Annotated in this window: 11 protein-coding genes; 9 read left to right on the top strand and 2 right to left on the bottom strand. The window is 69.0% G+C overall.

The annotated features are described in order from the left end of the window. The first annotated feature begins 56 nt into the window (after positions 1-56). Positions 57-734 carry a TetR/AcrR family transcriptional regulator gene (locus AC6CID_RS02265; protein WP_112320100.1) on the top strand — a complete coding sequence of 226 codons (678 nt, stop codon included), beginning with the start codon at positions 57-59 and terminating at the stop codon, positions 732-734. 282 nt (positions 735-1,016) lie between these two features. Further along, positions 1,017-2,342 (top strand): ROK family transcriptional regulator, encoded by a 1,326-nt coding sequence (locus AC6CID_RS02260; RefSeq protein WP_039585408.1) that lies wholly within the window; start codon positions 1,017-1,019, stop codon positions 2,340-2,342. A 15-nt stretch (positions 2,343-2,357) separates the two neighbouring features. On the opposite strand, the gene AC6CID_RS02255 is transcribed toward AC6CID_RS02260, so the two are convergent. Then, positions 2,358-3,452 carry a tocopherol cyclase family protein gene (locus AC6CID_RS02255; protein ID WP_498353506.1) on the bottom strand — a complete coding sequence of 365 codons (1,095 nt, stop codon included), beginning with the start codon at positions 3,450-3,452 and terminating at the stop codon, positions 2,358-2,360. A 51-nt stretch (positions 3,453-3,503) separates the two neighbouring features. Here AC6CID_RS02255 and AC6CID_RS02250 point away from each other — a divergent pair, with 51 nt between their 5' ends. From AC6CID_RS02250 to AC6CID_RS02225, 6 genes are all read left to right on the top strand, one after another. Continuing rightward, positions 3,504-4,832, top strand: coding sequence for an MFS transporter (locus AC6CID_RS02250; RefSeq protein WP_498353505.1), 1,329 nt, complete (start codon positions 3,504-3,506; stop codon positions 4,830-4,832). A 5-nt stretch (positions 4,833-4,837) separates the two neighbouring features. After that, on the top strand, positions 4,838-5,740 hold the full coding sequence (locus tag AC6CID_RS02245; RefSeq protein ID WP_231413341.1) for an alpha/beta fold hydrolase: 903 nt from the start codon (positions 4,838-4,840) through the stop codon (positions 5,738-5,740). After that, positions 5,737-7,071 carry a D-inositol-3-phosphate glycosyltransferase gene (gene mshA, locus AC6CID_RS02240; RefSeq protein ID WP_064061794.1) on the top strand — a complete coding sequence of 445 codons (1,335 nt, stop codon included), beginning with the start codon at positions 5,737-5,739 and terminating at the stop codon, positions 7,069-7,071. The genes AC6CID_RS02245 and mshA overlap by 4 nt, the downstream gene beginning before the upstream one ends. Continuing rightward, complete coding sequence (locus tag AC6CID_RS02235) at positions 7,068-7,622, top strand: type III secretion system chaperone family protein (protein ID WP_482127145.1); 555 nt, start codon at positions 7,068-7,070, stop codon at positions 7,620-7,622. Before mshA ends, AC6CID_RS02235 begins: the two co-directional genes overlap by 4 nt. A 444-nt stretch (positions 7,623-8,066) precedes the next feature. Beyond that, a complete protein-coding gene (locus AC6CID_RS02230) occupies positions 8,067-8,396 on the top strand; it encodes a transglycosylase family protein (protein WP_006552360.1) in 330 nt (109 codons plus the stop codon). 247 nt (positions 8,397-8,643) lie between these two features. Beyond that, positions 8,644-10,230, top strand: coding sequence for an AMP-binding protein (locus AC6CID_RS02225; RefSeq protein ID WP_006552359.1), 1,587 nt, complete (start codon positions 8,644-8,646; stop codon positions 10,228-10,230). On the opposite strand, the gene AC6CID_RS02220 is transcribed toward AC6CID_RS02225, so the two are convergent. Then, a complete protein-coding gene (locus tag AC6CID_RS02220) occupies positions 10,160-11,662 on the bottom strand; it encodes an NAD(P)-binding protein (protein WP_374107760.1) in 1,503 nt (500 codons plus the stop codon). The two genes, AC6CID_RS02225 and AC6CID_RS02220, sit on opposite strands and share 71 nt — an antisense overlap. Positions 11,663-11,855: 193 nt before the next feature. On the opposite strand from AC6CID_RS02220, the gene AC6CID_RS02215 reads away from it, so the two are divergent. Beyond that, complete coding sequence (locus tag AC6CID_RS02215) at positions 11,856-12,602, top strand: phosphoglyceromutase (RefSeq protein WP_019291191.1); 747 nt, start codon at positions 11,856-11,858, stop codon at positions 12,600-12,602. Positions 12,603-12,706 lie beyond the last annotated feature (104 nt).

Raw genomic sequence — 12,706 nt, 5'->3', positions numbered from 1 at the left:
ATGCCGCCGTACGTCCCGGCCTGCGAAGTCCTTTCCGTGCGGCTACCCTGCGGCGTATGACCACCACCCGCGGTCGATACAGTTCGGGCGAACAGACCCGGATCCGGCTCGTCGAAGCCGCTGAGCGACTCTTCGCCCGCAGTGGATACGACGGGGTCACCCTCGCCGACATCCGCAAGGCCGCCGGACAGCACAACTCGTCCGTGGTCGGTTACTACTTCGGCACCAAGGAGGGGTTGCTCGAGGCGGTCTTCTCCCACCGGTTGCCCGCCCTGAACTCCCAGCGGGAAGCGCTCCTCGCCGAGATGCTGCGGACGCGGGAGACCCTCTCGGTCCGCGACCTGCTGTGGATGATCATCCGCCCCCTGGCCGGCACGCTCGGCCGCAACAACCACTACGTCGCCTTCCTCGACCGGCTGTCGAACCACGACCGGTTCGCCGAGTGCTTCCGCGTCACCGGACCGACGGGAACCGAGAGCGGCCGCCGGTCCGACACCGCGCTACGGACCCTGCTCGGGCCGTTGCCCGACGATATCGCCGGGCAGCGTCTGCGGCTGGTCTACTCCGGCACCGTCGGTGCGCTGGCGCGGTGTCACCGTGCAGGCGAATCACCCACCACGGCAGAACTCGCCGCACTCGTCGACGCGTGGGAGGCGTTGCTGCTCGCCCCGGTGTCGGCGGAGACCGCGCACGCACGCGGGGACGTGCAGGAAGATTTCCCACCGGATCGGTGAGGATTGGACACGACGCGGTTCGGGCGATAGTTTGAGCGACATGTCAGTCGGCCACGCCTCCGCACTGCGGGTCACCTATGTGACCGCCGCGCTGGGATCACGGCTGCCTCTGGCGCGCGAACTCTGTTGTCGCTGCTGCGGAAAGTAACTCCGCACCGATCCCGCCCTCGTTGTGCGGGTCCGTCTCCGATCATGTTCTCCACGTCGGGGTCTCGGTGCGTCGATCGTCTCCCGCCCGTTCTCCGGTCATCACGTCCGGATCAGCAGCCAAGGATCAGCGCCGTGTCGGTTCCCACTCTCTCGCCGTCCGTTTCCCTTCCCTCGCGGTCGTCCGCGCCCCGTCGCGCCGCCGGTTCCGCCGTCCGTGGATCCACGCGTGCGACGGTCGTCCGTCCCCGCACCTCCCGTGTGTCGAGCCCCGTCAGGATCGTTCCGCCGGACCTGCGTATCGCCGACGGCACCGGGGCGTCGGTCTTCCGTGTCGCCGCCAACCGTGGCCCCGTCTCGCGCGACGTGATCGCCAAGGTCACCGGTGCGAGCATCGCCACCGTCAATCGTCAGGTGTCGGCCCTGCTCTCGGCAGGTCTGCTGCGTGAGCGCGCCGACCTGACCGAACCCGGCGCGGTCGGCCGGCCGCGTGTTCCCGTCGAGGTCGACCACGAGCGGTACCTGACGGTCGGCATTCACATCGGTGCCGTCACCACCGGCATCGTCGCCAGCGACCTGCGCGGTCGCATCATCGGCGCCGTCGAGGTCCCCACGCCGACCGGCGACCAGGACGCCGCGCTCGCGTCGATCACCGCGAGCGCCAAGGCCTTCGTCGGGCGGTGGCACCGCCGCGCCCCGTTGTGGGTCGGCGTCGCACTCGGCGGGCGGGTGGACTCGAACACCGCCGTCGTCACGCACCCGCGACTCGGCTGGGTCGACGCCCGGGTCGGCGCGATCGTCGGTGGCGGTATGGGGCTTCCGGTCTCGGTGGCCGCGCACGTCGAGGCGATGGCCGCCTCCGAACTGCTCCTCACCCCCGATCGCGACGCCCCCGAGGCCAAGGGCACCGGCCTGTACTTCTACGTTCGTGAGACGGCCGGTGTGGCAATCACTTTCGAGGGCAAGGTGCACACCCCTGCCGGCGGTCCGGGTTCGGTGACGCATTTCCCCACCGGTTCGTCGACCCGGTGCTCGTGCGGCGGCACGGGTTGCCTCGAGGCGACGGTGAGTGATCGGGCGGTCGTGCAGCGCGCGGTGGCCGAGGGCATCCTCGCCGACGGCGACAACACCATTCAGTCGCTCTACCGCCTCGCGCGCGGCGGTTCCGAGGCCGCCCACGGTCTGCTCGTCGAGCGGGCCACCGTGCTCGGCCGCACCGTCGGAATGCTGCGCGACCTGTTCAATCCCGACCGTGTGATTCTCGGCGGACAGGCCTTCACCGAGTACCCGGCCGCGGTTCCGCACGTCGCCCGCGCGTTCGCCGCGTCGACCACCCTGCCGCGCAAGGACATCCGCATCACCGGCTTCGGCAACCGGGTGCAGGCCCACGCCGCGGGTGTCGTCTCGCTCAGCTCGTTGTTCTCGGATCCGATCGCCGCGATGAAGCGCACCGAACTCTGAGCGATCCCGTCGGATTCACACGCTCGGTGGGGCGTCCGTCGCGTCCGCAGCGGCGCCCCGCCGGTCGAGTTCCGCCCGGGCCCGGTCCAGCCCGCCGTGTTCGAGTGCGGCCGAGTGCGATTCGTCGGCCCACACCAGTTTCCCCCGTTCGTGGACCGTCACGGTCATGCGACCGCCGAGATGTTCGATCGAACCGGCGACGTTCCGTCGTTCCGCGGGCACGGGGACCGGCAGGACGTGTGCCGCTCCGAGGGGTGAACTTCCCGAGATCTCCACGCTCCAGCGGGCATTGCGGCCGCGCAGGTGCCAGCTCTCGTCGGTGACCGTCGCCCGGACCGGGGATGTGACGGGATTGCCCAGCCGCACGATGCGCCCGTCGGGTAGTGCGACGACGACCGCCGTGACCTCCGTGTGCAGCGGACCCGAATGCACCTGCCCGCCTGCGAACGCCACACACGCCTGCGGGTCGGCGAATCCCTGCGCCTGACCCCACCACCACGACTCGGGGAAACCGCCCTTGCCCCAGTTCTTCTCGCCGTAGACCTGGGCGCCGGTCAGATCCCACTTCTCGTCGCCGAGGATCGCGTGCCCTTCCACCCGGCCGCCGAGCAGCCAGGAATGCCAGTACTGGTTGAGACCGGGGACGGAATGGAACACGCTCGACGCGCCGAAGCGGCGTCGCGGCCAGAGCCACAGATCCGACAACCGGATGTCGAGACGGGCGTCGTCGCCGAGATCCATCCACACGCGTTCTCTGTCGCCGCAGAAGACGTCGCCGGCCGATGCGCCGAGCCGATCGGGATCGGAAGCGGCCACCGGATGCGCGGCGGTGCGCAGGAAACCCCCGGGATGGGCGGCCAGACCGAGCGTCGCCCAGTGCGAGCCGGGCCCTCCCGAGTCGTCCGCACGGTTTACCCCGCACAGAGCGATGACGACGCGGCCGGTTCCGGGCTGGGTGAAGCGCCAGAAGTAACCCTCCATCGCGACGCCGTGCGCGGCGAGCGGATTCCCGAAGGGCAGATCCGCTCCCGACGCGCGGTAGCGGGTCCACAGACTCCTCGGAGAGAGATCCTTCGGTGAGAGCCGTCCGTGTCGTTCGTGCACCGCCATGCCCGCTCCGTTCCGTGGATCCGTCCTGTCCGTTCTCCGGATGTACCCAGCATGGCCGTTCCCGTCACGGAACGTGCGGAATCGGGCAGCGATGTGCGGACGCGGGGGAGGTACCTTCACCTCGCGTGGTCGGTCGGCCATAACGTTGGCCGGACCGGATCGGACCGAAGAGAACGCGAGAAGTACGTGACAGGAGAGAAGGGCGGCTCGTACCGCGAGTTGTTCGCGGCGCCGGGTGCAGCCGCGTTCTGCCTGGCGGGATTCGTGGCGCGACTGCCGATCGCGATGGTCGGGATCGGCATCGTCACGATGTTCTCCCAGCTCGAGGGTAACTACGCGGTCGGCGGCGCACTGTCCGCGGTGTTCGCGCTGTCGTACGCCGTGCTCACCCCGCTCGTCTCCCGCGCGGTCGACCGGTACGGCCAGCGACGGGTCCTGCCCACGGCGGCGGCCGTCAGTGCGGTCGCCACCCTCGCGATGCTCTCGGGCGTCCGGTTCGAGGTGCCCACGGTGTGGCTGTTCGTCTGCGGGATCCCGGCGGGACTCATGCCCACGATCGGCGCGATGGTGCGGGCGCGGTGGACACAGCTCTACGGCGGCACCCCGCGACTGCGCACCGCCTTCGCGCTCGAAGCGGTGGTCGACGAGGTGTGCTTCATCGTCGGCCCCGTCCTGTCGGTGGGCCTGAGCGTGGCGGTCTTCCCCGAGGCCGGCCCGCTGCTCGGCGCGGTCCTGCTGCTCGTCGGCACCCTTGCCCTTGCGGCGCTGCGCAGCACGGAGCCTCCCGTGCAACCGCACACCGACGACCGTGCGCGGACGAACATCCTGCGCATGCCCGTCCTCCTGTCGATCGTCGTGGTTATGGTCGCGATGGGTGTGGTCTTCGGCGTGATCGATGTCGCAGCCGTCGCGTTCACGGCCGAACAGAACTCTCCGGGCTCGGCCACCTTCGCGCTCGCACTGTTCGCGACGGGTTCGGCGATGAGCGGCCTGATCTTCGGTAGCCGGGTGGGATCGAGTGCTCCGACCCGCCAGTTGTTCGTCGCCACCGGCACTCTCGCCGTCCTGCTGTGCCCGTTGCTGCTCGCCGGTTCGGTGCCGATGCTCACGGTGCTGTACTTCGTTGCCGGATGCGCGATCTCGCCCATCATGATCGTGGCGACGTCGCTGACGCAGCAGATCGTGCCGCCCGACCGGCTCACCGAGAGCATCACGTGGACGGTCGCGGGTCTCGGCGTCGGCGTCGCCGCAGGTTCGGCGCTGGTGGGACAGGTCATCGACCGGACCGATGCCGGCACCGGATATCTCGTGGCGGTCGCCGCGGGCATCCTCGCGGTCACCTGTGCCGGCGGGATCCATGTGCGAGCACGGTTAGAGTGACGCGCATGGCAGTTCGTGAAGTGGCCGGTATCGACGGCACCTCCCTCGTCTATCGCACATTCGGCTCCGAGACGGCACCGGTTCTGGTGCTGCTCCACGGGTGGGCGCAGTCGTCGCGGTGCTGGGGCGACGGGGTCCTCGACGCACTCGCCCGCGACTTCCGTGTCGTCGCCGTCGACCTGCGCGGACACGGTTATTCGCAGGCTCCCGAGACCGGATACGCCGATCGCAGTCTGTGGGCCGGCGACCTCGCCGCGGTGCTCGCCGCCGAGAACGTCTCCGAGACGAACCCGGCGGTGCTGCTCGGTTGGTCGTACGGCGGCCTGGTGATCTGCGACTATCTCGCCGAACACGGCGCGGGAGCCGTCGCCGGCCTGGTCCTCGTGGGTGCCATCACGAGCATCGGCCGTGGCGAGAAGGGCGGACGCGTCGGTGCCTCGATGCGTGCCGCGATCCCCGCCGCGATGTCGGAGGACCCGAAGGAAGCGGTGCGCGCGCTCGGCTCCTTCGGTAACGCCCTCACCGGTCCCGTCGTCGAGGGCAGCGCTCTCCTCGAAGGCAAGGGCGCGGTGTCGCAGGCCTTGTTCGGTGCGAGCCTGTGCACCCCGCCCCGCGTCCGTGCGGCGCTGTTCGACCGGGCGGTGGGCAACGACGACCTGCTCGCCGACCTGGACGTGCCGGTTCTCCTCCTGCACGGCGACGCCGACTCGGTCGTCGACGTCTCCGCGGCGCACCACGCGGCGTCGCTGCTGCGACGCGCCACGACCTCGATCTGGGAGGGCGTCGACCACGGTCCGTTCGTCGAGGATCCCCACCGGTTCGTGTCGGAGGTCGGAGAGTTCGCTCGCACCGCGACGGCGGAGGCGGCGACACGCGAAGATCGGCAGCAGGGCAGTATGGAGGGGTGACGTCCCAGCCCAGCCGCCCGCACCGCGTGGCCGTGATCTCGGTCCACACCTCGCCGCTGGCGCAGCCCGGAACCGGGGACGCAGGCGGTATGAACGTGTACGTCCTGCAGACCGCCGTCGAGCTCGCGCGTCGCGGCGTCGAAGTCGAGATCTTCACCCGCGCGACCTCGTCGGCCGATCCGGCCGTCCAGCAGGCCGCGCCCGGGGTGCTCGTCCGCAACATCGAGGCCGGCCCCTTCGAAGGCCTCGACAAACACGACCTGCCGACGCAGCTGTGCGCTTTCGCTGCCGGCGTGCTGCGCGAGGAGGCACGGCACCCGCAGGGCTACTACGACCTGGTGCACTCGCACTACTGGTTGTCGGGGCAGGTCGGCTGGCTCGCCCGCGACCGCTGGGGTGTGCCGCTCGTGCACACCGCCCACACGCTCGCCGCGGTGAAGAACGCCTCGCTCGCCGAGGGCGACACCCCCGAACCCGCAGCCCGGCAGATCGGGGAACAGCAGGTCGTCGCGGAGTCCGACCGCCTGGTGGCCAACACCGCCGACGAAGCGGGGCAGCTCGAACGCATCTACGGGGCCGATCCCGCGAAGATCGACGTCGTCGCACCGGGCGCCGACCTGAACCGCTACCGGCCCGGCGACCGCGCGGCCGCCCGCGCCGAGCTCGGACTCGATCCGCGCGAGACCGTCGTGGCGTTCGTGGGCCGCATCCAGCCGCTCAAGGCCCCCGACGTGCTGCTCGAGGCCGCTGCGCGGGCACTCGCCGACGATCCCGGCATGCCACTGCGGGTGCTCGTGGTGGGAGGTCCCTCGGGAACGGGTCTCGAGCGCCCCGACGCGCTCATCGAACTCGCGTCCGCGCTGGGTATCGCGTCGCGGGTCACCTTCCTCCCGCCGCAGCCGCCGGACCGTCTCGTCCAGGTCTACCGGGCTTCGGATCTCGTTGCGGTGCCGAGCTATTCGGAGTCCTTCGGTCTCGTCGCAATCGAGGCGCAGGCTTGCGGCACGCCCGTGCTGGCCGCGAACGTCGGGGGTCTCGGCGTCGCCGTGCGCGACGGGGAGACCGGCATGCTCGTCGACGGGCACCGCATCGACGACTGGGCGACGGCGTTGCGTTCGCTCGTCGGCGATCCGGATCGTCTCGCCCGATTCGCGGCGACCGCGCCCGTGCATGCGGAGTCCTTCTCGTGGGAACACACCGCGGAAGGACTGCTCGACAGCTATCGGCGGGCCGGGATGCGCCGCAACCGCGCCTTCGGTACCGGTGAGCATTCGCTGCGACGGCAGCGTGGAGTGTGGAAGTTGCGACGGACGAGGGGAGTCACGGCATGAGCGACCGGCTCATCGAACTGATCGAATCCACGCTGCGCGATCGCGAGCTCGAGTTCTCCGTCAAGGAGGGCGGGCACTTCGTCGTCGAGCTTCCGGGCGAGAAGAAGCTCAAGACGACCACGCTGCTCAGCGTCGGACAGCACGGTGTGCGGGTCGAGGCGTTCGTGTGCCGCAAGCCGGACGAGAACTTCGAATCGGTGTACCGCTACCTGCTGCGTCGCAACCGTCGCCTGTACGGCGTGGCGTACACGCTCGACAAGGTCGGCGACATCTATCTGGTGGGACGCATCGCCGCGCACGCGTTGACCCCCGAGGAGATCGACGCGGTCCTCGGGCAGGTCCTCGAGGCGGCGGACCACGACTTCAACATCATCCTCGGTATCGGGTTCATCACGTCCATCAAGCGCGAATGGGAGTGGCGGGTCTCGCGGGGCGAACCGTTGCGCAATCTCGAGCCGTTCCGTCACCTCATCGAGGAGGAGACCGGCACGCCGTTCGAGCCCGATGTGGACGACGACGAACCCGAGGATCGGCGCGAAGCGAACGGGTGACGGCGTTGCCGGACACCGTTATCTCGCCGTGAACATGTCCGGTTGGAGAGGTCTGCACGGCCGTATGGTGTGACCATCACCACAATCGAAATCCGCTGGAAACGTCCGGGAAACGGTGCGTTCCCGCGAAGCGACCTGGGGTTTTGTCGATCGCCGGTCCGGTTTCTCGCACAGCCGTACCGGAAAATCGACCCGTGACCTCGCCGTGATGAACCCTTACCGTCGATGTAGGCCCGATACCGACGGGCGTTACACACCGGCCCCGCAGCCGCTCGTTCCACCCCCGCGGGATTGTCGGATCCACAACCTGCCGAGGGGTGGAGCGAGAGAGCGACCGGGCGTGCGCGAGCACCGCACCGTGTCGCCGGCACCGACCGTCCAGCCCACATGTGGCGGACCCATTGCGTCGGGGGCCTCGCAAGCAGCCGGAAAGGATTCATCCACATGGCAAAGTTCACGATCAAGCGCGCCCTGGGCACCCTCGCTGCCTCCACTGCACTCGTTGCGACCCCGTTCGCTCTGGGTGCCGGTACCGCCAACGCCGCATCCGGCAACTGGGATGCCGTCGCACAGTGCGAGAGCGGTGGAAACTGGGCGATCAACACCGGTAACGGCTACTACGGCGGTCTGCAGTTCTCGCAGAGCACCTGGGAGGCCTACGGTGGCTCGGGAACCGCGAACAACGCCTCGCGCGAGGAGCAGATCCGCGTCGCCGAGAACGTCCTCGCCGGACAGGGCGTCGGTGCATGGCCGGTCTGCGGTCAGTACCTCTGACCGCAGCGCCCTCGGGCGTAGGGAGCGCAGCTCACACGACATCGTGAGCGCAGCTCCAGCAGCTTCCGAACCCCGCGTGCGATCCGTCGCACGCGGGGTTCGTGCTCTCCGGCAGGCGAACCGCGCCGGGAACGGTATCCTCGCAATCCTCACACAGCGCGTGTGACGGGCTTCACAACCGCTGCGGTAGTGTGGACTCGACCGAAAGTCGGCACGGCGTGCCAGCAGAATGCTCGGAGGATGAGTAATGAGTTTCCGCAGTCCCTTTCCCGACGTCGACATCCCGGCATCGAGTGTCTACGACTTCCTGTTCGGTTCGCTCGACGAGTCCGAGCTCGATCGACCCGCGCTCATCGACGGCGCGTCCGGCACCGTGACGGACTACCGCACGCTCGTGGCCCACATCGACGCCGTCGCCGGAGCGCTGGCCGCCCGGGGCATCGGTGTGGGGAAGGTCGTCGGGCTGCTCGCACCCAACGTGCCGGCCTTCGCCTCGGTCTTCCACGGCATCCTGAGGTCCGGCGCCACCGCGACCACGATCAACGCCCTCTACACAGCCGGGGAGATTTCGAAGCAACTCGACGACTCGGGGGCCGTGGCACTGTTCACGGTGTCCCCGTTCCTGCCGCAGGCGAAGGAGGCCGCCGCGGCCGCCGGGATCCCCGACGAGTTGCTCTTCGTGCTCGACGGCGCCGAGGGCCATCCGTCCCTGCGCGACGTGCTCACCGAGGGTTCACCGGCTCCCGCCGTCGAGTTCGATCCGGCCACCCACCTCGCGGTACTGCCGTACTCCTCGGGCACGACCGGCCGGCCCAAGGGCGTGATGCTCACGCACCGCAATCTCGTCGCGAACGTCTGCCAGATCACCCCGCGGATGGGTATCGCCGCCGACGACCGCGTGCTCGCACTGCTGCCGTTCTTCCACATCTACGGCATGACGGTGCTGCTGAACGCCGCGCTGTACAACCGCGCGTCGCTGGTGACGATGCCGAAGTTCGACCTCGTCGACTTCCTCACCTACATCTCGGAACACAAGTGCACGTACGTGTTCATCGCGCCGCCGGTCGCTGTCGCGCTCGCCAAGCACCCCCTCGTCGACCAGTACGATCTGTCGAGCGTGCACACGGTCTTCTCCGGTGCCGCACCGCTCGACAAGGAACTCGCCGGATCGGTCGCGAAGCGCTTGGGCTGCAACGTCCGGCAGGGATACGGCATGTCGGAGATGTCTCCCGTGTCGCACGCAATTCCCTTCGAGGACAACGAGACCGAACTCGATTCGGTGGGACCGACGATCGCGAACATGGAATGCAAGATCGTCGATCCCGCCACCGGCGAGGAAGTCGAATATCCCACCGGCGACGGCGTTTCGGCGCCCGGCGAACTGTGGTGCAAGGGACCGAACGTCATGGTCGGTTATCTCGGCAATCCCGAGGCCACGGCCGACACCCTCGACGAGGACGGCTTCCTCCACACCGGCGACATCGCCACGGTCGACGGGAAGGGTGCCGTCCGGATCGTCGACAGGCTCAAGGAACTCATCAAGTACAAGGGCTACCAGGTGCCGCCGGCCGAGCTCGAGGCTCTGCTGCTCACGCACCCGCAGATCGCCGACGCCGCGGTGATCGGCGTCCGTGACGCCGAGGGCGAGGAGGTTCCGAAGGCCTTCGTCGTCCGGCAGCCGGATTCGACGATCGACGAGGACGAGGTCATCGACTTCGTGGCCGCGCGGGTCGCGCCGCACAAGAAGGTCCGCCAGGTCGAGTTCATCGACACGGTGCCGAAATCCTCTGCGGGCAAGATTCTTCGGAAGGATCTGCGCGCCCTGAACGCCTGACGGGCGCACCGGCGACGTGTGGATCCCCGGGAGATCGTGTGTCTCCCGGGGATGCCGCTGTCCGGCCCCTGCTACGGAACCGCCGGGCCTCGACCTCTCGGGCCGTGGAGGACCCTGCCCGATCAGGCGAGCATGTGTGGTTGTCCCGCTCGGTACCGGTCGGCGTTGATGCGCCGCAAGGGTTCCAGTTCGGGCGGTTCGTGCAACTTGTACAGTGCCGGCGGTGCGGCGGGGGAGCCCGCAGTCTGGAGCAACGCACCCACCGCCGCCCGCGCCGATTCGTTCGCGCTCTCCATGGTCGCGAGGTCGATGTCGTTGCGGACGTAGTCGCCCGCGAGGAACAGGTTCGGGATCGCGGTGTGTGCCTCGGGCCGGTTCGCGAGCGACCCCGCGGTGTTGATGAGCAGCGGGTGTCGTTGGTGACGCCACCGGCTCCCCACTTCACGCCGGGATCGAGGAACCACGAGGCGATGTCGTTCTCGTCGATCGCGCCCGTCCCGTCCTCGAGGCAGGCCGACATCTGCGCCCACACCTCGCGGGCGATCTCCTCCGGCGTGCACTGCCTGGCGGTTCTGCCGTAGAGGATACCGGGGGTGTCCCAGTCGGAGATGTCCACCGACAGGCAGTCGTGCGCCGAACCGTCGCCGTACCGTTGGGCGAAGTCGCCGCGCCACAGCGAGACGGCGCGTTCGGCCGGCATCGCCGCGATGAGCTGTCGCGTCAGTGCGGAGACGAGCTGTCGCGTCAGTGCGGAGACGAGGATCTCGAGGTACCCCTTCGACTTGCCGTCGGCCTCGAGGGTCTGCGCCCACGTCTCGTGTTCCCACTGGCCGTTGCGACGTTCGAGGCTATTGGTGAGGAACATGACGAGTTTGCGTATGAAGACCGCGAGTTCGTGCGGCGGGATCGAGCCGCCGAGGGAGAAGGCCGCCGTCAGGCTCTCCTGCAGACTCAGCGGGTCGTAGATGTCGAAGCGCAGCGGTGCGATGGAGGCCGGGGCGGTGAAGTGGGGCGTGCCGGGGATCGCCATCCGGGAGCCGTGTCCCGCAACGGGTTTGTCGAACACGCCGTTCGGGTTTCCGGGGAACGGGATCCGTCGCATCGTGTCGGGGATGTGCTGGTTGAAGCCAGGGAAGAAGCGGAAGCCGTGTTCACCGGGCAGATCGAGGCGGCCGCCTGCCGCGGTGCCGGGGGAGGGGATGCTGCGCGCCTTGCCGCCGAGCGCGGTCGGCTCGAAGACGGTGACCTCGAAGCCGCGTTCGATCAACTCGTGCGCGGCGGCCGGTCCGGCCATCCCGCCGCCGAGGATCGCGACCCGGCGTCCGCCGGAGTGCACCGCCGGTGCGCGGCGGCTCGGCTGTGCGCCCGCCGTGACCGGCAGGGCTGCGGCCCCGAGCGCGCCGAGGGCGGTGAGGACGGTGCGGCGGGACATGCGTCCGTCGGGCTGCGGACCCCGGTGTGGCTGCGGACCCCGGTGTGACATCGAATCCCGTGTGTGTCGGTGATGACGAACTGTGGTGCGCGGCGCCGACTCCCGCGTTCCTGGCAACGTACATTGTCAGATATGGCCCACGATCGGGGGCGCCCGTGGCGAAATCCCCATCCGTGCATGTCAGGATTGGGTCATGACTATCGGAACACTTGTTCTGCTCCGCCACGGCGAGAGCGAATGGAATGCGATGAACCTGTTCACCGGCTGGGTGGACGTGCATCTGACCGACAAGGGGATCGCCGAGGGCAAGCGGGCCGGTGCCCTCCTCGCCGAGCACAATGTGCTTCCCGACGTCTCCTACACCTCCCTGCTGCGCCGCGCGATCAGCACCGCCAACTTCGCGCTCGACGCCGCCGACCGGCACTGGATCCCCGTCATCCGCGACTGGCGTCTCAACGAACGCCACTACGGCGCGCTCCAGGGCAAGAACAAGTCCGAGATCAAGGACGAGTTCGGCGAGGAGCAGTTCATGCTGTGGCGTCGCAGCTACGACACCCCGCCGCCGCCGATCGAGCCGGGTTCGAAGTACAGCCAGGACGCCGACCCGCGCTACGCCGACGTCGACGAGGTTCCCCTCACGGAGTGCCTGAAGGACGTCGTCGCCCGTTTGATCCCGTACTGGGAGTCGACGATCTCCCAGGACCTGCTCGCGGGCAAGACCGTGCTCGTCACCGCGCACGGCAACTCGTTGCGCGCGCTCGTCAAGCACCTCGACGGGATCTCCGACGACGACATCGCGGGCCTGAACATTCCGACGGGCATCCCGCTGCGCTACGACCTCGATGAGAACCTGCGCCCGCTGAACCCGGGTGGCACCTATCTCGACCCCGAGGCCGCAGCTGCCGGTGCGGCGGCGGTCGCGAACCAGGGCGCCAAGTAGCAGCCTCACGGAAGCGAGATCCGACCCCGTTGCCGTTCGGTGACGGGGTCGGTTCGTTCGTGCAGGTCCGTCGCAGAGTGGTCCGTTCTGGGCGAACAAAGGGT

This window comes from Rhodococcus sp. GQ147 (assembly GCF_059759155.1).
The sequence above is the reverse complement of the archived record's forward strand: the minus strand, read 5'-3'. Positions and strand labels throughout refer to the sequence as shown.

Coding starts and splice junctions, on each gene's coding strand:
- AC6CID_RS02235 (WP_482127145.1), top strand. CDS start 7,068: ATGAGCGACCGGCTCATCGAACTGATCGAATCCACGCTGCGCGATCGC.
- AC6CID_RS02215 (WP_019291191.1), top strand. CDS start 11,856: ATGACTATCGGAACACTTGTTCTGCTCCGCCACGGCGAGAGCGAATGG.
- AC6CID_RS02230 (WP_006552360.1), top strand. CDS start 8,067: ATGGCAAAGTTCACGATCAAGCGCGCCCTGGGCACCCTCGCTGCCTCC.
- AC6CID_RS02250 (WP_498353505.1), top strand. CDS start 3,504: ATGGCCGTTCCCGTCACGGAACGTGCGGAATCGGGCAGCGATGTGCGG.
- AC6CID_RS02245 (WP_231413341.1), top strand. CDS start 4,838: ATGGCAGTTCGTGAAGTGGCCGGTATCGACGGCACCTCCCTCGTCTAT.
- AC6CID_RS02265 (WP_112320100.1), top strand. CDS start 57: ATGACCACCACCCGCGGTCGATACAGTTCGGGCGAACAGACCCGGATC.
- AC6CID_RS02220 (WP_374107760.1), bottom strand. CDS start 11,662: ATGTCCCGCCGCACCGTCCTCACCGCCCTCGGCGCGCTCGGGGCCGCA.
- AC6CID_RS02225 (WP_006552359.1), top strand. CDS start 8,644: ATGAGTTTCCGCAGTCCCTTTCCCGACGTCGACATCCCGGCATCGAGT.
- AC6CID_RS02255 (WP_498353506.1), bottom strand. CDS start 3,452: ATGGCGGTGCACGAACGACACGGACGGCTCTCACCGAAGGATCTCTCT.